The sequence below is a fragment of the Bacillus sp. F56 genome (assembly GCF_001748205.1).
Classification (GTDB): Bacteria; Bacillota; Bacilli; order Bacillales; family Bacillaceae; genus Bacillus; species Bacillus stercoris.
This window is the reverse complement of sequence record NZ_BDFC01000005.1, coordinates 341,298-362,258: the sequence shown is the minus strand read 5'-3', so window position 1 is coordinate 362,258 and position 20,961 is coordinate 341,298. Positions and strand designations below refer to the sequence as shown.

General features: G+C 44.6%; 22 protein-coding genes. 13 read left to right on the top strand and 9 right to left on the bottom strand.

Going from position 1 to position 20,961, the window contains the following annotated elements:
• Positions 1–176 precede the first annotated feature (176 nt).
• Complete coding sequence (gene pdaC, locus BFW96_RS06450; protein WP_083252814.1) at positions 177–1,580, top strand: peptidoglycan-N-acetylmuramic acid deacetylase PdaC; 1,404 nt, start codon at positions 177–179, stop codon at positions 1,578–1,580.
• Between the two features lie 38 nt (positions 1,581–1,618).
• Here pdaC and BFW96_RS06445 read toward each other — a convergent pair whose 3' ends face one another.
• Both BFW96_RS06445 and BFW96_RS06440 read right to left on the bottom strand, forming a co-directional pair.
• The gene (locus BFW96_RS06445; RefSeq protein WP_069838965.1) at positions 1,619–2,092 is read right to left on the bottom strand and encodes a YjfA family protein; all 474 of its coding nucleotides are present in this window, start codon (positions 2,090–2,092) and stop codon (positions 1,619–1,621) included.
• A 128-nt stretch (positions 2,093–2,220) separates the two neighbouring features.
• The gene (locus BFW96_RS06440; RefSeq protein WP_069149408.1) at positions 2,221–2,388 is read right to left on the bottom strand and encodes a YjfB family protein; all 168 of its coding nucleotides are present in this window, start codon (positions 2,386–2,388) and stop codon (positions 2,221–2,223) included.
• A gap of 125 nt (positions 2,389–2,513) precedes the next feature.
• Between BFW96_RS06440 and BFW96_RS06430 the strand changes: the two genes are divergently transcribed.
• Entirely contained in the window at positions 2,514–3,413 is a 900-nt protein-coding gene (locus tag BFW96_RS06430) for a DUF2268 domain-containing putative Zn-dependent protease (protein ID WP_069838963.1), read from the top strand.
• Positions 3,414–3,422: 9 nt separating this feature from the next.
• Here BFW96_RS06430 and BFW96_RS06425 read toward each other — a convergent pair whose 3' ends face one another.
• Both BFW96_RS06425 and BFW96_RS06420 read right to left on the bottom strand, forming a co-directional pair.
• Positions 3,423–3,821, bottom strand: coding sequence for a ribosomal maturation YjgA family protein (locus BFW96_RS06425; protein ID WP_069838962.1), 399 nt, complete (start codon positions 3,819–3,821; stop codon positions 3,423–3,425).
• 101 nt (positions 3,822–3,922) lie between these two features.
• A complete protein-coding gene (locus tag BFW96_RS06420) occupies positions 3,923–4,498 on the bottom strand; it encodes a YjgB family protein (RefSeq protein ID WP_069838961.1) in 576 nt (191 codons plus the stop codon).
• 145 nt (positions 4,499–4,643) lie between these two features.
• On the opposite strand from BFW96_RS06420, the gene fdhF reads away from it, so the two are divergent.
• The 4 genes from fdhF to BFW96_RS06400 all read left to right on the top strand — a co-directional run bounded on the left by fdhF (position 4,644) and on the right by BFW96_RS06400 (position 9,699).
• A complete protein-coding gene (gene fdhF / locus BFW96_RS06415) occupies positions 4,644–7,601 on the top strand; it encodes a formate dehydrogenase subunit alpha (protein ID WP_069838960.1) in 2,958 nt (985 codons plus the stop codon).
• Positions 7,594–8,154: a helical membrane plugin domain-containing protein gene (locus tag BFW96_RS06410; protein ID WP_014663599.1), complete on the top strand. Its 561-nt coding sequence runs from the start codon at positions 7,594–7,596 to the stop codon at positions 8,152–8,154. The genes fdhF and BFW96_RS06410 overlap by 8 nt, the downstream gene beginning before the upstream one ends.
• A 198-nt stretch (positions 8,155–8,352) precedes the next feature.
• The gene (locus tag BFW96_RS06405; protein ID WP_069838959.1) at positions 8,353–8,994 is read left to right on the top strand and encodes a DUF4352 domain-containing protein; all 642 of its coding nucleotides are present in this window, start codon (positions 8,353–8,355) and stop codon (positions 8,992–8,994) included.
• Positions 8,995–9,072: 78 nt separating this feature from the next.
• Positions 9,073–9,699: an NUDIX hydrolase gene (locus BFW96_RS06400; protein WP_083252813.1), complete on the top strand. Its 627-nt coding sequence runs from the start codon at positions 9,073–9,075 to the stop codon at positions 9,697–9,699.
• A 30-nt stretch (positions 9,700–9,729) separates the two neighbouring features.
• Here BFW96_RS06400 and BFW96_RS06395 read toward each other — a convergent pair whose 3' ends face one another.
• Positions 9,730–10,008, bottom strand: a complete 279-nt coding sequence (locus BFW96_RS06395; RefSeq protein WP_069838957.1) for a hypothetical protein — start codon at positions 10,006–10,008, stop codon at positions 9,730–9,732.
• 390 nt (positions 10,009–10,398) lie between these two features.
• Here BFW96_RS06395 and yjiB point away from each other — a divergent pair, with 390 nt between their 5' ends.
• A complete protein-coding gene (yjiB, locus tag BFW96_RS06390) occupies positions 10,399–11,589 on the top strand; it encodes a monooxygenase YjiB (RefSeq protein ID WP_014663603.1) in 1,191 nt (396 codons plus the stop codon).
• A gap of 22 nt (positions 11,590–11,611) precedes the next feature.
• Positions 11,612–12,790 (top strand): glycosyltransferase, encoded by a 1,179-nt coding sequence (locus tag BFW96_RS06385; RefSeq protein ID WP_069838956.1) that lies wholly within the window; start codon positions 11,612–11,614, stop codon positions 12,788–12,790.
• A gap of 43 nt (positions 12,791–12,833) precedes the next feature.
• Here BFW96_RS06385 and BFW96_RS06380 read toward each other — a convergent pair whose 3' ends face one another.
• The gene (locus BFW96_RS06380) at positions 12,834–13,022 is read right to left on the bottom strand and encodes a DUF8096 family protein (protein ID WP_003232781.1); all 189 of its coding nucleotides are present in this window, start codon (positions 13,020–13,022) and stop codon (positions 12,834–12,836) included.
• A gap of 171 nt (positions 13,023–13,193) precedes the next feature.
• On the opposite strand from BFW96_RS06380, the gene BFW96_RS06375 reads away from it, so the two are divergent.
• The gene (locus tag BFW96_RS06375) at positions 13,194–14,006 is read left to right on the top strand and encodes a uroporphyrinogen-III synthase (RefSeq protein ID WP_069838955.1); all 813 of its coding nucleotides are present in this window, start codon (positions 13,194–13,196) and stop codon (positions 14,004–14,006) included.
• Positions 14,007–14,051: 45 nt separating this feature from the next.
• Here BFW96_RS06375 and BFW96_RS06370 read toward each other — a convergent pair whose 3' ends face one another.
• From BFW96_RS06370 to BFW96_RS06360, 3 genes are all read right to left on the bottom strand, one after another.
• Complete coding sequence (locus BFW96_RS06370) at positions 14,052–14,804, bottom strand: ABC transporter permease (RefSeq protein ID WP_040083398.1); 753 nt, start codon at positions 14,802–14,804, stop codon at positions 14,052–14,054.
• Complete coding sequence (locus BFW96_RS06365) at positions 14,804–15,556, bottom strand: ABC transporter ATP-binding protein (protein ID WP_069838954.1); 753 nt, start codon at positions 15,554–15,556, stop codon at positions 14,804–14,806. The genes BFW96_RS06370 and BFW96_RS06365 overlap by 1 nt, the downstream gene beginning before the upstream one ends.
• Before the next feature lie 120 nt (positions 15,557–15,676).
• A complete protein-coding gene (locus BFW96_RS06360; RefSeq protein WP_040083396.1) occupies positions 15,677–16,651 on the bottom strand; it encodes a DMT family transporter in 975 nt (324 codons plus the stop codon).
• Between the two features lie 130 nt (positions 16,652–16,781).
• On the opposite strand from BFW96_RS06360, the gene BFW96_RS06355 reads away from it, so the two are divergent.
• The 4 genes from BFW96_RS06355 (at position 16,782) to uxaC (ending at position 20,925) form a co-directional block, all read left to right on the top strand.
• On the top strand, positions 16,782–17,279 hold the full coding sequence (locus BFW96_RS06355; RefSeq protein ID WP_069838953.1) for a cupin domain-containing protein: 498 nt from the start codon (positions 16,782–16,784) through the stop codon (positions 17,277–17,279).
• Positions 17,280–17,666: 387 nt separating this feature from the next.
• Positions 17,667–18,089 (top strand): DUF1641 domain-containing protein, encoded by a 423-nt coding sequence (locus tag BFW96_RS06350; protein ID WP_014663610.1) that lies wholly within the window; start codon positions 17,667–17,669, stop codon positions 18,087–18,089.
• A 39-nt stretch (positions 18,090–18,128) separates the two neighbouring features.
• A complete protein-coding gene (locus tag BFW96_RS06345) occupies positions 18,129–19,307 on the top strand; it encodes an NAD(P)/FAD-dependent oxidoreductase (RefSeq protein WP_014663611.1) in 1,179 nt (392 codons plus the stop codon).
• Between the two features lie 196 nt (positions 19,308–19,503).
• The gene (gene uxaC, locus BFW96_RS06340; RefSeq protein ID WP_069838952.1) at positions 19,504–20,925 is read left to right on the top strand and encodes a glucuronate isomerase; all 1,422 of its coding nucleotides are present in this window, start codon (positions 19,504–19,506) and stop codon (positions 20,923–20,925) included.
• The last annotated feature ends 36 nt before the right edge of the window (positions 20,926–20,961 follow it).

Here is a 20,961-nt window from a genome sequence, read left to right as displayed (position 1 = left end):
AACCCGGTTTATTTTATGCCGAAATTCCTTAAAAAGGATTGACATGAACTTCTAAATCTCATAGTATTACAAATGTGAAATAAATGTTACTTAAATATTACAAGAGTGTTTCTAAACAGATACAGTTCTAACTGATGAAGAATAAATCGAAATGGCTACGAAAGAAGGAGTTTTTGTTGTTAGTAAAAAGAATCAAATGGTTTCATGTATTAATAGCAGTTGTAATTGTGGTGGGCCTTATTGGCTTTTTCCATAATCATTCGTTGAAAAAAGAAACGGTCATGAATAAAGTAAGAACTGATTCTCAGTATGGGAATGTTGAGATCGCAACGCTTGTCAATGACGGGAAAACGTTTAATTACGCGGTAAACTATCCCGTTTTCAAAAATAAAAAAATGGATTCGGTATTAAAAAGATTCGCAGAAAAAGAGGTTCGCCAATTTCAAAAGGAAACAAAAAACGTTGACCAAGAGCATACGACTAAGCGCAACGAATTAAATGTTGATTATAAAATTGTCCATTATGCCAAACAGACAGTGGCGATTGTATTTAATGAATATAAATATATCGGGGGCGCACACGGTCAAACCGTGAAAAAAACGTTTAACTATGATTTTAGTAAACAAGCGTTTCTTTCCATTGATGATATTTTCAAAGAGGACACTGACTACTTACACAAGCTTTCGTTAATCGCTTATCACGAGCTGAAAAAGAATAAGGACATTGCAGCGGATGATGCGCTGTTAAAGGAAGGGACGGCTCCGAAAAAAGAAAACTTCAGCCGGTTTGCCATCAAGGAAGATTATATCGAACTTTACTTTGATACATATCAGGTTGCAGCAGGCTATCTTGGAGAGCAATCAATTGCCATTAAGAAAAGTCTTTTGAAAGACATTCTGAAAGAACAATATATTGATAAAGCAAAAAATAAAAATAAAATCAAAGAACAAAAGCCGAAGCATGAAGTGATTTCTTTACCCAAAGAGGAAACGGTTGATCCAAATCAAAAAGTCATTGCACTTACTTTCGATGACGGGCCGAATCCTGCGACAACAAATCAGATTCTGGATTCCTTGAAGAAATATAAGGGGCATGCCACGTTTTTTGTTTTGGGGAGCAGGGTTCAATATTATCCGGAAACGCTAATCAGAATGCTGAAAGAAGGAAATGAGGTGGGGAACCATTCGTGGAGCCACCCTCTTCTCACAAGGCTTCCAGTGAAAGAAGCGCTAAAGCAGATCAATGACACGCAAGACATCATTGAAAAAATAAGCGGGTACCGCCCGACGCTTGTAAGACCCCCATACGGCGGCATTAATGATGAACTGCGGAGTCAAATGAAAATGGATGTCGCATTATGGGACGTTGACCCGGAAGATTGGAAAGACCGTAACAAAAAAACAATCGTTGACCGTGTCATGAGCCAGGCGGGAGATGGAAGAACCATCTTGATTCACGATATTTACCGCACCTCTGCTGATGCGGCCGATGAAATTATGAAAAAGCTCACCGATCAAGGTTATCAATTGGTCACAGTTTCTCAGCTTGAAGAGGTTAAAAAACAAAGAGAAGCAAATTAGTAGGAAAAGGCTGCCCGTATGGACAGCCTTTTTTCTATTTAATAAGAGCCTGTGGTGGCCCAAACATTCAAGTTCGGCCCTGAATACTTGCCGAAAGCGTAAGAAGTCCTTGGATCTAAATCATATACCATCGGTGTATAACAAGATTTTTGGCCGGCGACCGCTTTTCCGTTGCCGCCTGCAGAATCACAGTTATATCTTTTTCCGTCCGTGTTCCGGGTAATCTCCGCATTTGCTTCAAAACCTGACGTCAATGTATTATTCATCGTGATTTTTGCCCAAGCCGTTTTACATGTACTGCTGAACTTAAGCTCGACTACTCCAATGACTTGATTGCTGGCATTCACTAAATTTGAGGATTTTTTTGTAGAGCCGCTGGACGCACAATCATTGTAATAAGGGCTTTTACCATCGTAGGCATGGGTTTCCGCCTTTGCGGGTGCACCTTTGACGGCAAAAACAAATACTACTGCGAATAACACCAATGAAGCCTTCGTAAATAGTCTTTTCATATCCTTTATGACCTCCTTAATATGGCAAACAATAAATCATACGGAGGAACAATCAAAACATGCATGCTTTTTTGTGAACAATAAAGGCGGCCGGGAGGATGGAGTTCTTGGCCGCCTTTGGTGTGAGGTTATGCTTTTACATCAATGGTTTGTCCGAGAGTCGGGTGCTGTATCATCTTTAAGGTTTGATCAGCATTTTGCTGGGCGGTGTCCAGCATTTTTTTCGTTAAAGCGATATTTACATTCTGGGCAAGGGATGCTTGATTCATCGCAACCGATAAAGCAGGAATATCCATGGTTCCACCTCCTATGCCTTACCTATCGGCGGGTTTGTATCATTTTACAGTGAAAAATGGCTTAATTTCTCCTGTTGACCCTTACGCTGCGGGATACCGTATGTTTTTGACAAGGAGGGATCAGGATGAATCTTGTCATGGAAAAGACCTTTGAGCAATACGAAAAGCTGTTTTCAATGGAAGAACAAAAAAGAAAGGATGAATTTCGGTATACGATGATGAGGCCGTTTGAAAAGATGTGGACCGCCATCCATGTTCCGCTGAAAGCGAAGGAGCCAAACGGCTATGATGTGATGATGGCTGCGAAAATGCTTGGCTATTTGGATGTCCGTGATGTTGAAATCGGGCAGAAAGCATTGCGAATACTGAAGGAATCACATGCTTCAGAGACAGCGGAATCTGCACTTCGACAATGCATCCTTTTTGCCGAGCGCGAACAGCTGCGGGTGAATGCAGAGGAGATCAAATTCGGCCTTTATATCGCCGATCCAAATAAGCTTCAGCTGCAAAAAGGATACTGCGGGTTTGGCGGGATACCGGGCTTTATTCATGTATGGATTTATCCGAACAGTTATAACCTGCCAAGGATTCCTTCCATTATTGCTCATGAGTTTCATCATAATGTGCGGTTTTCGTATACTGATTTTGATCATGGCTCTGTAAGTGTCGGGGATTATCTTGTGATTGAAGGATTGGCCGAATCATTCGCCCGTGAGCTATTTGGCACAGAACGATTGGGACCTTGGGTAACTCGTTTTGATCATGAGGATTTGCAATATTCCATTGATGTGATCAATGAGGTGCTGGATGTGAAAGGCTTTTCGGAAGTCAGCCGTTATATGTTTGGTGATCCAATTGCTAAAGACCAAGGTTTTAAGCCTGCAGGTTTATCGGCTTTTGCAGGTTATGCGGTTGGATATCATGCCGTTCAGTCATTTATGAATCAACATCATATCACGATAAGCGAGGCCACACGTTTGGATGCGAAGACCATTCTTTCTCAATGCGGATTGTTTTCAAAATGAAAAAAAGCGTCACATACAGCGGCGCTTTTTGATTCCCAAAACCAGCAGTTCTATGGCGGCACAGGCTGCAATTCCAATTGTATATGCTTCGATATCGCTCCATAAAAAACCGTACCCCAGTACAAGCCCGCCAAGAGAAGTATCCCTAATCTGGTCGATCCATTCGGCATGATAGAGCTGGCTGAATTCAATGACAAAACAGAAAGAAAGACTGATAATGCCCGTTTTCATTGTATTCAGCTTCCGAAATAGAAATCCGCATCCCGTAAAGATCATGGCGGCCCACAGCGAGTCTCCCAGATAAGTATTGAGGGAATCAGGAAGAGCACTGGCGAATGCTCTGGATCCAAGCCCGAGCCCCATGATCAGTATGGTGAAAGCTGCATATATCCATCGATTTCGCTTCATTGCGAATTGATACCCCGTCTCTTCTTCATTTCCCTGTATTGTAAGAAATATATCTTTTATTTGTCCACTAAAAAAGTGGCTGGATTAGCCGCGTAGGGTGTTTATTTTGCTTTTAGGTTTACATGGTCGGCTGTCTGATTCGTGCCTATTACAAAATGAAGTTCATAGCGGCCTGTGTCATATACATAGTCGATTTCATCGGTAAACGGGACGGTCAACACTCGATTCGCTGGGCCTATTTGCTTCTGCAGCACTTCCGGCGTAACACCGCCTAAATTCAGATGCCGTTCCACACCGGTTCCAAAATAGCGGATTTCTGAAATAGTCATGTCTTTATGATAGGAAAATCCGTAGCCCGGCTGCCCCATATTCCAGTGATATAAATCAAATCGATTGTCTCCCCCGACTGGTCTTTCCGGTTCCCCAAACGCAGCATGGACATCGCCTTTTGAGCTTTTGTTAATGGTAAGGCCTTGCGCCTGCTGAGGCATTTCTCCTTTGTAGGCGGTGTTGTAAAGGTTTTTGACGAGATCAGCGGCTGATTGGTTTGTATTTTCATAGAGTGTATTTGTTTGAGTTGCGGCCTTTGCCGGTGCTGAAAAGGACACAGCCCCAAAGCCGGTAAAACAGCTTGTTACTGCTGCTGCCGCAGTTATAGCAGACATTGTCTTTTTCATGTTAATCCCTCCTTATTCATCTACCATTCCGTTTCCCCGTGTTTTTGCAACAAAACATGTGAGTGCGCTTTGTATGTTTTATTGAGTTGTTGTAAGGGAACTGAAATAGGTAATTCGGTATATATAGCAAGAAAGGGGAATGGAGATGGCTGGCAAGAAAAAAATCACAATAAACGGCGTTGAAATGGAAGCGTCAGAGGAACAGACGGTTCTGCATCTTTTGAATAACAGCTCGATTGAAGTGCCGCAAGTTTGCTATCATCCAAGCTTAGGGCCGATTGAAACATGTGATACGTGCATCGTCAGCATCAATGGTGAGCTGAAGAGGTCGTGCTCCGCTGAATTAAAGGATGGGGATGTCATTGATACGCTCTCACCTGACGTAAAAAAAGCGCAGGTCATCGGAATGGACAAGATTTTATATAATCATGAGCTTTATTGCACAGTTTGCGATTACAACAATGGGGGATGCGAAATACATAATACGGTGAAGGAAATGAAAATCAATCACCAAAGCATTCCGTTTGATCACAAGCCATACCATAAGGATGAATCCCATCCGTTTTATCGGTATGATCCAGATCAATGTATTTTGTGCGGACGCTGTGTTGAAGCGTGCCAGGACGTGCAGGTCACTGAAACGCTGACCATTGACTGGGAGCGGAAACGCCCGCGCGTCATTTGGGATAACGACGTGCCGATCAATGAGTCGTCATGTGTGTCATGCGGCCATTGTTCAACGGTCTGTCCGTGCAACGCGATGATGGAAAAAGGAATGGAAGGGGAAGCCGGATATTTAACAGGCATCAATAACGAATCGCTGCGTCCGATGATCGAGATCACGAAAGGCGTAGAGACAGGCTACGGTTCAATTCTCGCTATTTCTGATATGGAATCCGCTATGCGTGATGAACGAATCAAAAAAACGAAAACCGTCTGCACCTATTGCGGCGTCGGCTGCAGCTTTGATGTCTGGACTAAGGGCAGAGACATTCTGAAAGTCGAGCCGCAAGAGGAAGCGCCGGCCAACGGTATTTCTACTTGTGTGAAAGGAAAGTTTGGCTGGGATTTCGTCAACAGCGAAGAACGCCTGACAAAGCCGCTGATCCGGGAAGGCGAGCATTTTCGTGAAGCTGAGTGGGAGGAGGCGTTATCGCTGATCGCCAGCAAGTTCACGGAATTGAAAGAGGCGTTTGGACCGGATTCACTTGCTTTTATTACATCGTCTAAATGTACGAACGAGGAATCCTATCTCATGCAAAAGCTGGCCAGAGGAGTCATTGGCACAAACAATGTGGACAACTGCTCGCGCTATTGCCAATCTCCTGCGACTGCCGGCCTGTTTCGGACAGTCGGCTATGGCGGTGATTCAGGCTCAATAACAGATATCGCACAAGCCGACCTTGTTTTGATTATTGGTTCGAACACGTCTGAGTCGCATCCAGTCTTGTCCACTCGCATTAAACGGGCCCATAAGCTGAGAGGGCAGAAAGTGATCGTCGCGGATATCAGAAAACACGAAATGGCAGAGCGCTCCGATTTATTTGTCCAGCCGCGTGCCGGATCGGATATCGTCTGGCTGAATGCGATCGCCAAATATTTAATTGAAAACGGAAAAGCTGATGAGCGCTTTTTGCAGGAAAGAGTGAACGGACGGGATGAATATGTAAATAGCCTGGCGCCGTACACACTTGAATATGCCGAGGAGAAAACCGGGATCAATCAAGAGACCCTTATCCAGATGGCAGAGATGATTGGGCAAGCTGACAGTGTGTGCGCATTGTGGGCGATGGGCGTGACACAGCATATTGGAGGAAGCGACACGAGCACGGCGATCTCTAATCTGCTGCTTGTGACAGGAAACTATGGGAAGCCGGGAGCAGGCTCTTACCCATTGCGCGGCCATAATAACGTGCAGGGAGCAAGCGATTTCGGAAGCATGCCTGACAGCTTGCCGGGCTATGAAAAGGTAACGGACGAACAAGTCCGCCAAAAATACGAACGGGAGTGGGGTGTGCCGCTGCCGAAGGAGCCGGGTATGACTAACCACGAAATGATCGAAAAAATCCATTCCGGCCAGCTGAAAGCGATGTATGTAAAAGGAGAAGAAATGGGTCTTGTCGACTCCAACATCAATCATGTGCACGCCGCATATGAAAAGCTTGATTTCTTTGTGGTGCAGGATATTTTCCTTTCACGTACAGCCGAGTTTGCTGATGTGATTCTTCCTGCGAGCCCGAGCCTTGAAAAGGAAGGAACCTTTACAAACACAGAACGCCGGATTCAGCGGCTGTATCAGGTGTTTGAACCGCTGGGCGAATCAAAGCCTGACTGGCAGATTATTATGGAGGTAGCCAATAAGCTTGGCGCCGGCTGGCAATATGAGCACCCTGCAGACATTATGGAGGAAGCAGCCAAGCTGTCGCCAATTTATGCCGGTGTCACCTATGAACGCCTTGAAGGCTACAATTCCTTACAATGGCCTGTAAGCGCTGATGGAAAGGATTCGCCTTTACTCTTTACGGATCGCTTCCCTTTCCCGGATGGAAAAGCTATTCTTTACCCCGTTCAGTGGACAGAGCCTGAGGAGTTCGGTGAGGAGTATGACATTCACGTCAACAATGGACGGCTCTTAGAGCATTTCCACGAAGGGAACCTCACCTACAAATCGAAAGGGATTTCGGAGAAAACACCGGAAGTGTTCTTAGAAATTTCTCCTGAGCTTGCGGCAGAACGAGGGATTCAGGACGGAACCCTCGTCAGACTCACATCGCCTTTTGGCAATGTTAAAGTGAAGTGTGTGATGACTGATCGTGTCAAAGGGAAGGAAGTGTATCTGCCAATGAACGATTCAGGGGAAGCGGCGATCAACCTGCTAACAGGCAGCCATGCCGATAAGGATACCGATACGCCAGCTTACAAAGAAACCTCAGCCAAGATGGAAATTTTGAAGCGCGATGGAATCAATCCGCTGCCTAAGATCAATCACCGCAACGGCAATCCGCAGCCGCAAATCGGTGTGCAGGTTCAAAAGAAATGGGCGCGGAAGGATTATATTTTCCCTGGCGACGCAGTGAAAAGGGGGATTGGCCATAATGGCTAAAGCGATTAAACGAATTCAGAAAATCGAGGTAACCGAAGAGGATCAGCGAAAGCGTGATTTGCGGGAAATTGAAGATGCCTTAGTCGATCACAAAGAAGCGATTCTCGAAACATTGCATATGCTGGGCCATATGAACGAGCGCGGTGTCCTGCCGTTGCTCCGCGGCCTTTTTGGCCAAGGGGATAAAGTTCTTGATATCCTGGTGAAAAAAGCAGATACAGAGGAAACTGCCAACACGCTGAAAAATCTATTGCTTCTGTTTGGGACGCTCGGCATGCTGGACGTGAAACAGCTGGAGCCTCTCATTTTAAAAGTGAATGCGGGTGTGGCAAGCGCTGTAGAACAGAAAAACAGCGAAGAAAAGACAGGATATTTTGATATTATCCGCTCGCTTAAAGACCCGGAAATCAACAAATCAATTACACTGCTCTTTTCCTTTTTAAAAGGAATGGGACAAGATACAAAGGAGATGGAACGCACGACACAGCCTCCCGAGCACCAAAAACATCATCAGGAACCACGAGAGAAAAGAGGAATGAATAAGCGAGATTGACCTCCCGCCCGAGCCGGCTTCAGCCAGCTCGGGTTTTTTTGATGAAAAGGTCTAATGGACTAGTAAAAAATATTCAAAAACTAGGAAGAAGTAAGTTTGTGATGAATGAGATAGAAATAATCGTTACTTTCTTACCTGTTAGGAAAAGGGGATATATGATTATAATGGAAATCGATTACTTTAGATGGGGGAACAATCATGAAAAAAGTCTTATTACTATTATTTGTACTGGTGATTGGGTTTTCACTTTCCGCGTGCAGCCAATCGAGCGATGCATCAGAGAAGGAAAAAACGAAAGAAAAAAAATCGCAAGAAGAGCTTGAAAAGGAACTTGATAAGGAATTGAAAAAAGGCGGTGAGCCGAAGATCAAAAAAGATGATCAAATACATAAAATAGGAGAAACATTTAAAGCAGGACATACGAATTTTACAGTGAATAAAGTTGATAGAGTGCAAAAAGGTGAATATATGAATGTTGGCGGTGCTGTAAATGAAAAGACAAAAACAATAAAAGATGATGAGGAACGGCTTATTATAGAAGTTACGATGGAAAACATAGGAGAAGATTCAATAAGCTACAATTTTATCGGGTTTGATTTAAGAGACAAGAATGATCAATCAGTGCGGCCTGTTTTTTCTATAGAAGAGAAGGGCAGAATTCTTATGGGAGGAACACTAGTATCGGGGAAAAAGGTTACAGGTGTACTCAGTTATGTCATCCCTAAAGGAGAACAGAAACATTACACACTGGTATATAATCCGTTTTTAGCTGATACAAATAGCAGTAATACAAAAGAGAGAGTAAAGGACAATATTGATTACTTGGTGAAGTTAGATTAGAAGCTAATTTACAGTTGCACGTTTTTCATCTGTGGAAAACGTGTATTTTTTATAGCGAAACTTGACTTGAAAGGATGAGTGATAAAAGTGCAAACCAAATGGCTGGAACGGGCACAGCGGATTCGGGCGATCGCACAGGCGGGGCTTGCTTTTTCCAAGGATGTGTACGACAGGGAGAGGTACGAAGAGCTAATGAAGCTCAGCGCGGAAATGATGGCGGATTACTCACAGACGGACATTGAAGTTATCACTGATTTATGGAATAGGGAGAGCGGCTATCCGACGCCGAAAGCGGATGTTCGCGGCGCTGTATTCAGAGAGAATCAGATTTTGCTAGTCCGGGAGAAGCATGATGAGCTGTGGTCGCTGCCGGGCGGATTTTGCGAGATTGGTTTATCGCCAGCTGAAAACGTCGTCAAGGAAATCAAAGAAGAGTCGGGGTATGATACAGAACCGTCTCGATTGCTTGCCGTGCTAGACAGCCATAAGCACTCCCATCCCCCTCAGCCTTATCACTATTATAAAATCTTCATCGCATGCAGCATTACGGGCGGACAGGGGGAAGCAGGGATTGAGACGAATCATTCCGATTTTTTTCCGGAAGACAGACTCCCGCCGCTTTCTCCAAAACGAAACACACCCTCACAGCTCGGCATGCTGTTTGACTTTTTGCGCCATCCGGACAAGAAAACGATATTCGACTAAAAAAGAAAGAGCCTCCGGGCTCTTTCTTTTTTATAGTGTAATGTGTTTTTCGTTGGCGAGTTTCAGAAGGGTCAAAATAGAATCGGCTTCTTTATGGCCGAATTTTTGCTTTAATTTGTTTTCCTCAACTAGTCGGCTGCCATAAATTTTGACAGAGGCTTTGTCGACGACAGCATGCCAGTTTTCCTGCTTTTTTCCCTCAACAAGCGGTTTTTCATGTCTCTCAGAAAAAGAGAACACAAACAGTGCGAATGCCAGTGAAAGTAGGATGCCGACAACTAGTTTTTTGTAATCAGTCTGTGCTGCCATGTTGTTCTCTCCTTCACCTTTTACCTTCTATTTAATCATAGAACCAGTTTATTTTACATAATGGGAAAGTCATTTTTTGGAGTTAGTGCATTTGGTTGAAAACAGAGATGTTTTTTGAGCGGAGCGGTGCAATTGAATGCATATTGGATGTGCGTGCTTATGCCTAAGGTCACGTTGTGAGCCAAAACAGCAGCGCAGAATAGAAAAAAATTGAAAGATTATGGTAAGATGAACGAAATTCGAGGGGGAATATATGATGCCTGCATCGGACATCGTGATCGCCTGCCTGCTGTTATTAATTTGATTATATGTGGTAGTCCCTCTCATTACGAAAGCGGGAGGTGAAGTGGCACATCAATTGCTAAATTCTTTCAAGGGGAGTGACTATACATGAATGTGTTAAACCGCCGGCAAGCCTTGCAGCGAGCGCTGCTCAATGGGAAAAACAAACAGGATGCTTATCATCCGTTTCCATGGTACGAATCGATGAGAAAAGATGCGCCTGTTTCCTTTGATGAAGAAAACCAAGTGTGGAGCGTTTTTCTTTATGATGATGTCAAAAAAGTTATTGGGGATAAAGAGCTGTTTTCCAGTTACATGCCGCAGCAGACAAGCTCTATTGGAAATTCCATCATTAACATGGACCCGCCGAGGCATACAAAAATCCGTTCAGTCGTGAATAAAGCCTTCACCCCGCGCGTGATGAAGCAATGGGAACCGAGAATTCAGGAAATCACAGATGAACTGATTCAAAGTTTTCAGGGGCGTAGTGAGTTTGACCTTGTTCACGATTTTTCATACCCGCTTCCGGTTATTGTGATATCTGAGCTGCTGGGAGTGCCTTCAGAGCATATGGATCAGTTTAAAGCATGGTCTGATCTTCTGGTCAGCACACCAAAGGATAAAAGTGAAGAAGCGGAAAAAGCCTATTTGGAAGAACGAGATAAATGTGAGAAAGAACTGGCCGCGTTTTTTGCCGGCATCATAGAAGAAAAGCGAAACAAACCGGCACAGGATATTATTTCTATTTTAGTGGAAGCGGAGGAAACAGGCGAGAAGCTTTCCGGTGAAGAGCTGATCCCGTTTTGCACGCTGCTGCTGGTGGCCGGAAATGAAACCACAACAAACCTGATTTCAAATGCGATGTACAGCATATTAGAAACGCCAGGTGTGTACGAGGAACTGCGCAGCCATCCTGAATTGATGTCTCAGGCAGTTGAGGAAGCCTTACGTTTCAGAGCGCCCGCCCCGGTTTTGAGACGCATTGCCAAGCGGGATACGGAGATCGGGGGGCACCTGATGAAAGAAGGTGATATGGTTTTGGCGTTTGTGGCATCGGCAAATCGTGATGAAGCAAAGTTTGACAGACCGCACATGTTTGATATCCGCCGCCATCCCAATCCGCATATCGCGTTTGGACACGGCATCCATTTTTGTCTTGGTGCGCCGCTTGCCCGTCTTGAAGCAAATATCGCGTTAACGTCTTTGATTTCTGCTTTTCCTCATATGGAGTGCCTCAGTATCACTCCGATTGAAAACAGCGTGATATACGGATTAAAGAGCTTCCGTGTGAAAATGTAATAGATAAGGAGACTGGAGATTCATGAAAAAGTACCATATCTCGATGATTAATATCCCGGCGTACGGTCATGTCAACCCTACGCTTGCTTTAGTAGAGAAGCTTTGTGAGAAAGGGCATCGTGTCACGTACGCGACGACTGAGGAGTTTGCGCCCGCTGTTCAGGAAGCGGGTGGAGAAGCATTGATCTATCATACATCCTTGAATATTGATCCTAAGAAAATCAGGGAGATGATGGAAAAGAATGATGCGCCTCTCAGTCTTTTGAAAGAATCACTCAGCATTCTGCCGCAGCTTGAAGAGTTATATAAGGATGATCAGCCTGATCTGATTATTTATGATTTTGTCGCGCTGGCTGGAAAATTGTTTGCTGACAAGTTTAATGTTCCGGTCATTAAGCTCTGTTCGTCATATGCCCAAAATGAATCCTTTCAGTTAGGAAATGAAGACATGCTGAAAAAAATAAAAGAAGCAGAGGCTGAATTCAAAGCTTACTTGGAAAAAGAGCAGTTGCCGGCTGTTTCTTTTGAACAATTAGCTGTGCCGGAGGCCTTGAATATTGTCTTTATGCCGAAATCTTTTCAAATACAGCATGAGACGTTCGATGACCGTTTCTGTTTTGTCGGCCCATCTCTTGGAAAACGGACGGAACAGGAAAGCTTGGAAATGAAAAAGGGCGATCAACCGCTTATGCTGATTTCATTGGGAACAGCGTTTAACGCCTGGCCGGAATTTTACAAGATGTGCATTGAGGCATTTCGGAATTCTTCATGGCAGGTGGTCATGTCGGTCGGAAAATCAATTGATCCAGAAAGCTTGGATGATATCCCTGCTCACTTTACCATTCGTCAAAGCGTGCCCCAGCTTGAGGTGTTAGAGAAAGCTGATTTATTCATCTCCCATGGCGGGATGAACAGTACGATGGAAGCAATGGATGCCGGTGTGCCGCTAGTCGTCATTCCGCAAATGTATGAGCAGGAGCTCACCGCAAAGCGTGTCGATGATTTAGGCCTCGGCGTTTATTTGCCGAAAGAGGAAGTGACGGTTTCCAGCCTGCAGGAAGCGGTTCAGGCAGTATCCAGTGATCAAGAGCTGCTCAGCCGCGTTAAGAATATGCAAAAGGATGTCAAAGAAGCTGGCGGAGCGGAGCGTGCGGCAGCTGAGATTGAAGCGTTTATGAAAAAATCCGCTGTACAGCAGTAAGCGACAAAAAACCGAAATCATCAATTCGATTTCGGTTTTTTGTTTAAATATTTTTTTTCATCCCGCATCTCCTGCATTCTCTAAGAAATTTTCCGCCTTTTACAGAGCTTTTGAACAGTGTGTAATCACAATTGTCACAGCGCCCGCTGCGGGCATCCGGATATTCATTGAACTCGTAAACGATCGATGTATCGTAGCCTTTTGTTTCATATTCTTCTTTTTTTGTTTCCATGTCGATCCTCCGTCAAAACGTGTCTGTTGTTTATCTTACAGCAAGCTTCCGGCGTATTCAATGGATTTTGGAGGTTTGGGTTTATCTTGATTTCTCCCTTGGTTTGCGCCAAAATAGCTTTATTAAGCTTGTATACATAAAAAGCCTATACAAAGAGGAGAGGAATCGGGTATGGGAAAAGGGTTACATGGAAAGCGCGTGGCAATCGGGGGCTCCCGAAAAACGGAAGAAATCAGTACAATCATTGAAAAACAGGGCGGAACACCTGTCATCAGGCCTCTCCAAGGCACGGTTTACTTAGCGGAGAAGCAGGTGGAACCGGACTTGCGAACGTTTGTCGAGGAAAAAGCTGACTGGGTCATTTTCACGACAGGCATCGGCACGGAAACTCTGCTCGATATGGCAGAGAAAATCGGTCTGAAAGACGAGTTTCTGCAGGCGATTCGCCAGGCAAAAGCGGCATGCCGGGGATACAAAACCCTGTCTGCGCTGAAAAAGCTTGGGATCACACCGGAAGCTTCAGATGAAGATGGGACAACAAGAGGCTTAATCCGTTCCTTGGAGCCTCACGACTTTTCAGGGAAAAAAGTCATGGTGCAGCTTCATGGAGAAAATGCGCCGGCCCTTATCGCATTTCTTAAAGAAAAGGGCGCGTCTGTCCTGCCGATTCTTCCTTATCAGCACATTCCGCCGGAGGAGGAAACGGTGGAGCGGTTATGCGGGGAGCTGATGAATAATGATATCGACGCTGTTTGTTTTACAACGGCCATTCAGGTTCGTTCCCTGTTTGATTTTGCCAGGGAGCGAGGATATATCAATGAAGTGAAGACAGTATTCGAAGAGCGCACCATCGCAGCTGCTGTCGGAAAAGTGACTGCTGAGGCGCTGCGGGAAGAAGGCATCACGAGACTGCTTGCGCCAGAGATTGAGCGGATGGGCGCGATGATTATTGAGCTGGCCAAATATTATGAAGAAAAGGAATAACAAGTACAAAAAGCCGCTTTCCAAGGGAAAAGCGGCTTTTGTCTGTTATTCATTCTCCTTTAGCTGCTGATGAACGGTGAATAATGACGGGTATGTCAGCACGCTTAAGATTACGCAAGTCAGCGCGGCTGAGGCCATTGTTGTAAACACGATTAAGAGCTGAAAGCGCACTGCCTGAATCGGGTCCGCTCCGGCTAGAATCTGGCCTGTCATCATGCCGGGAAGCTGGACAAGTCCCAGTGTTTTCTGGCTTTCGAGCGTCGGGATCATACTCATTTTCATCGCTGAAGTAAGAATGCGCTGTATGGATTGCTTCGGTGTGCCGCCAAGCGACAATATTAATTGAATTTCTTCTTTGCGAACGCCAACTTCTGAGCTGAGCCGATTTAAAAACAAACTCGAAAGCACCATCGAGTTTCCGATGACCATCCCGCTGATCGGAATGACATATCGTGCTGTAAGCGGAATGATATGAAGAGACAGCAGAATTCCCTGCGTCACAATTTCTACAATCGCTAATGCGGCAAACACCCTCCAGAACGAACCGATTGTATTTTTCTTTCGTTTGATGACATTTTGTGCCGCCACCGCCAGCATTAACAGCACCATCAGCAGGATAAAAACAGGGTGGTCTCCGCGAAAAATCAGAGACAAAACATAACCGATGATAAGCAGCTGCACCGCGGCGCGGATGGTGGCAATGATCATATCTTTTTCTACGCCGGCTTTAAAGGATTTTGATAAAAACAAGGCGATCAAAACAAAGATCATCGTTAAAGAGAGAGAGAGGTAATCCATTACTGAGTGCCTCCCTTCAAAAACTCTTTGGCTGCTTCATGCTGCGGAGCGGAGAAAAATGTTTCGGTTTCAGCGATTTCAAGCAGCCGCCCCTCCGCCATAAACCAAATGGTATCGGCTACTCGTTTTGCCTGCTCCATATTATGAGTGACCCACATGACTGTCCATTTTTTCTCTCGATGCTGACATTTGATCAGTTCTTCAATCTCGAGAGCAGAAACTGGGTCCAAGGCCGACGTGATTTCGTCCAGCAATAAAATAGAGGAAGGATTTGAAATCGTTCTGGCCAGTGACAGCCTTTGCCGCTGTCCGCCCGATAAGTCTCTGGCGCTTCTGTCTAACAGCTCTGGCGAAAGCCCTGCAAGAGAAGCCAGCTTTTCTGGAGCATACAGCTGGGATTGATGCAGCCTTTGGACCAGACTTAGATTGTCACGCACTGTCCCGTCGAGCACAGGAGCCGACTGAAACGCGAGGGCAGCCGTTCGTCTCAGCTCATTGACATTCCATTCTCTGATTTCCTTTCCATATATGTTGACTTCGCCGCTGTCAGGCGATCTCATTAAATTACACAAGGAAAGGAGGGTGCTTTTGCCTGAGCCGGAAGGGCCTAAAACGGCTACGATTGCACCCTGTTGAATGTCTCCGGTGACATCCCGCAGTACATCATAGGTTTGTCCATCTTGTTTATAGCTTTTTCTGACTGATCTGAAGGAGATCGCTGGTATGTTTTGTGTTTGATTAATTGCTTCCATTACAATAATCACCTTTCAATAATAAGTAGGCAGTTATTATATTTAACTATACCGTGAAACAGATGCCTTTTGGTAGCAAAGATAAAGGAGAACAGGTTTTCACCCATTCTCCTGCAAATGCTACGCGGTCAGGTTTGACTGTGCTTTCTTTTTCGGTTTTCTCGGCTGTGAAGCGAAGGTATGTAATACCATCCCCGCTATAATAATGAACAAACCGGCAAATGATAATAGAGATGGGAAAACGCCTGACAGAAGAACAATTTCACCAAGCAGCGCGAAAATTACTTCACCGGATTGAGTGGCTTCAACGGCTGCGAGTTTTTGCGGATTGTCTCTTACCATATCAGTGGCCCAGAAAAATAAAACAGTCGCAATGATGCCTGAGCTGACGGCAACGATAAAGGATTGAACGGTTTGCCCCGCTGTCGGCAGGCCGTCTGACCACCAACCGTAAGCTGCTAATAGAAGCCAGAACGGAAGGCTTGCCAATGTCATTCCAAGCACGCGCTGAAATGTATCAAGCCGGCCACCGTATTCCTCAAGCATTCTCCTGTTTCCTAACGGATAGGCAAAAGCCGCAATGACAACCGGCAGCACACTGAAAAGCAGCATCTTTCCTGAAAGCGATTCCGCATGCTGAAGCTGAATCAGAGCCGCTCCAATCAGGATGATCACGGAAGTGCCAAGTGAAACCAGAGGAATCTTTTGCCGAACGAGCTGCGGACCGCCCGGCATATCTTGTTTGACATAAAACAAAGGAGACAAGAGCACACCGGCTACAATTGTAATTTGCCAGGTGCCGGCTATAAGCCATCCCGGACCGTAGGCAGCCGCAAATGTGATCGGCGCGTAAAAAAGCACGAAGCCGACAAAGCTCCATTTGAGCCAAAAGAACGGCTTTTTCCGCATCTCTTGTACGAGAGGCGTGAATGTCCCTCTCATGATGACAATCACACATAAAAACGGCACCATAAAAATAAAGCGCAGCGAAGAGCTCCAGAGCCAGCTGCCTCCAGATAACTCCATCGCTCTGTTTAATATAAAGGTAACGGCGAAAAAGAGTGAAGCTAAAATTCCGATAACAATAGCTTTCATGGTATCCCTCATTCTGGCATTATTTTTTATACTATACTATTTGGTATCATGCAGATCAATGGAATCGTGAGAAAAACATCATGTTTTGCGAACCGCTATGTGTGGAACATAAAAAAGGGAGGTGAAATTGATGGAAGCAAAGACACAGACATATTTTTTTCCGGATGACGGCAGGATTCCGAATCACCCTGAGTATCCGCTCGTGGTATATCAAAACGCGATTAAGAATACCAGTCAGGCAGAGCGGATCGTCACCCGGCATGGCTGGTCAAACAGCTGGTTAGGAAGTGTTTTTCCATACCATCATTATCACAGCAATACGCATGAAGTCCTGATTGCAGTTAGGGGAGAGGCTGTCATTCAGTTCGGGGGAGAAAAAGGAGCTGTCATCCCTTTCAAAACAGGCGATGCAGTCGTGATTCCAGCCGGAGTCGGTCATAAAAAGCTAAGCTCAAGTCCCGATTTTACTGTCCTTGGCGCCTATCCCGGAGGCATTCAGTATGATATGAAGACGGGAAAGCCGGATGAGTGGGAGGAAGCGGTCAAACAGATAAAGAAGGCGGCGTTGCCGGCGAATGATCCGATCACAGGAAAAAGAGAGCCTCTATTGGAAATATGGGTAAAGTGAAGGGAGAAATTGCTGGATTGTCAATAACTAGTGTCACAGAAACGTTATGACATGAGCTCCATATAAATTAATTTCATAATCGAAGCAATTCACGTTCAAATTTTGTTCAAAAAGTGTTATCATATAGAAGGTAATCGAATTGGAGTTTTTTGTGTTTGCTATTTTCAGAGAGAGTAAAGGATTTTGACTTATTCAATTGTTTATTTTTTGATAAAAATAATACTGAATATGGCAAGATGAAAAACTGGGTAGTAAACATTTATTTTTGTAAATGATTGTGCACGAATTCACAATCCTTATTCTTATGCCTTAAAAGCGTGAGACAGGGAGAGGCACTACCCTTTCCAAACAAATCAGCAAACTGCTTATAGTAAAGGAGAATTGGATATGCCAGAAACAATCGATCAAACAAATGCGTCTGTCAGCCAAAGCCAGCAAGATCTTATTGATCAGCTATTAAAGCCAGAAGTTCAAGAATCATTGACTGTTTTAGTTGACCAGCTTCCGAAGCTGACTGAGTTAGTCAATATTTTAACGAAGTCTTATGATTTCGCTCAGTCTGTAGCGACTGACGAAGTGTTAAAAAACGACACAGTCGGTGCGATCACTGAAATTCTTGAGCCTGTAAAAGAAACAGCGAAAGAAGTAGCTGCGACTGCGATCGAAGCAAAAGACCGCGCGGAAGCAAGCAACGAAACAATTGGTCTTTTCGGCCTGCTGCGTATGCTGAAAGATCCTCAAGCTCAAAAGCTGTTCCGTTTTGCTAACAGCTACCTTGAAGTCATGAACGAACGCGAAAACCAAAAATAATCTCAGATTCAAATTGATATAAAGGACGGAGGATATACGATGTCAAAACATATTGTCATTCTAGGCGCTGGTTATGGCGGAGTTCTTTCTGCTCTAACAGTTCGCAAACATTACACAAAAGAACAAGCACGCGTGACAGTGGTAAACAAATACCCAACTCACCAAATCATTACGGAATTACACCGTCTTGCTGCAGGCAACGTGTCTGAAAAAGCGGTTGCTATGCCATTAGAAAAACTTTTCAAAGGCAAAGACATTGATCTTAAAATCGCGGAAGTAAACTCTTTCTCTGTTGATAAAAAAGAAGTTGCGCTTGGTGACGGTTCTACATTATCTTACGATGCGCTTGTTGTAGGTCTTGGTTCTGTAACGGCTTATTTCGGCATCCCAGGTCTTGAAGAAAACAGCATGGTGTTGAAATCTGCTGCTGATGCGAACAAAGTCTTCCAGCATGTTGAAGATCGTGTGCGCGAGTACTCTAAAACGAAAAACGAAGCAGACGCAACAATCCTTATCGGCGGAGGCGGCTTAACAGGCGTTGAGCTTGTTGGTGAGCTTGCTGACATCATGCCGAACCTTGCGAAAAAATACGGCGTAGACCATAAAGAAATCAAATTAAAACTTGTTGAAGCTGGTCCTAAGATCCTTCCTGTTCTTCCGGATGATCTTATCGAGCGTGCAACTGCAAGCCTTGAAAAACGCGGCGTTGAGTTCTTAACAGGTCTCCCTGTTACAAATGTAGAAGGAAACGTAATTGATCTGAAAGACGGATCTAAAGTTGTTGCCAACACATTTGTTTGGACTGGCGGCGTACAAGGTAACCCATTAGTCGGTGAATCAGGCCTAGAAGTGAACCGCGGACGCGCGACTGTAAACGACTTCCTGCAATCTACATCTCATGAAGATGTATTCGTTGCTGGAGACAGCGCCGTTTACTTCGGACCAGACGGCCGTCCATACCCGCCAACTGCACAAATCGCATGGCAAATGGGTGAGCTGATCGGTTACAACCTATTCGCTTACCTAGAAGGCAAAACACTTGAAACATTCAAGCCAGTTAACTCTGGTACACTTGCAAGCCTTGGACGCAAAGACGCGGTTGCCATTATTGGTGCTAATTCTACACCGCTTAAAGGTCTTCCTGCTTCCTTGATGAAAGAAGCAAGTAATGTACGATATTTGACACATATTAAAGGACTTTTCAGCCTGGCTTACTAATCCTTTTAATGAATCTGGCATTGCCAAAAGCATTCCTTTCCGAGTGCTTTCTGGCAATGTCTTTTTTATGTTTATGACAGCGTTAACATTTCATTTTCAAAAAAGAGATTGATCCCAGAGGAATATAAAGGTAAAATGAAAATAAATCAAAATGTTAACGTTAACATTTTGAAATAGAATGAAAGACGGTGAGGACATGGAACCCTTCATGGGCAAAAACTTTTTATTGAAAAATGAAACCGCTGTTAGCCTCTATCACAAGTATGCGAAAGACATGCCGATTATTGATTACCACTGCCACTTAAACCCGAAAGAAATCTATGAAAATAAAACATTTCAAAACATCACGGAAGCCTGGCTGTATGGTGACCATTATAAATGGCGCATCATGAGAGCCAATGGAATTGAGGAGACATACATCACCGGAGATGCGCCAGATGAGGAGAAATTTATGGCTTGGGCGAAAACCGTGCCGATGGCGATCGGAAATCCGCTCTATAACTGGACCCACTTAGAATTGCAGCGTTTTTTTGGCATTTATGAGATTTTAAACGAGAACTCCGGGCCGGCTATATGGAAACGGACAAATGAACTGCTCCAAGGGGAAGGCTTCGGGGCAAGGGATTTAATCATGAAATCAAATGTAAAGGTTGTGTGCACAACGGATGACCCTGTCGATTCTCTTGAATACCATCTATTATTAAGAAAAGACAAAGATTTTCCTGTCAGCGTGCTGCCTGGATTTCGGCCGGATAAAGGACTTGAGATCAATCGTGAAGGCTTTCCGGATTGGGTGCAGTCACTTGAAGATGCCGCCGCCATATCCATTACAACCTATGATGAGTTTTTAAAAGCGTTGGAAAAACGAGTGCGATTCTTCCATTCAGCTGGCGGCAGAGTGTCTGATCACGCGATAGATTCAATGGTATTTGCCGAAACGACAAAAGAAGAAGCTGGACGGATTTTTGCTGACAGATTACAAGGAACAGAGGTTTCTTATGAAGATGAGAAGAAATTTAAGACATATACGCTTCAGTTTCTTTGCGGGTTGTATGCGGAGCTCGATTGGGCGATGCAGTTTCATATCAACGCTTTAAGAAACACGAATACAAAAATGATGAAAAGGCTCGGTCCTGATACAGGCTATGATTCTATGAACGATGAAGAAATTGCGAAGCCTTTATACAAGCTGCTGAACTCAGTTGAGATGAAGAACCAGCTGCCGAAAACGATTTTATATTCACTGAATCCCAATGATAACTATGTCATTGCCAGCATGATCAACAGTTTTCAGGACGGTATTACCCCGGGAAAAATACAATTTGGCACAGCCTGGTGGTTTAACGATACTAAAGACGGGATGCTGGACCAAATGAAAGCGTTATCAAACGTTGGCCTTTTCAGCCGTTTTATCGGCATGCTCACCGATTCCAGAAGCTTTCTTTCGTATACGCGCCACGAATATTTCAGGCGAATCGTCTGCAATTTAATTGGGGAATGGGTGGAAAACGGTGAAGTGCCGTGCGATATGGAGCTTCTGGGAAACATCGTTCAGGGAATTTGCTATGACAATGCGAAACACTACTTTCAATTTCAAGAAGAGCAAGCAAACGTGTAACAAAGTGTCCGCTCAGCATCACTGATCGGACCACCG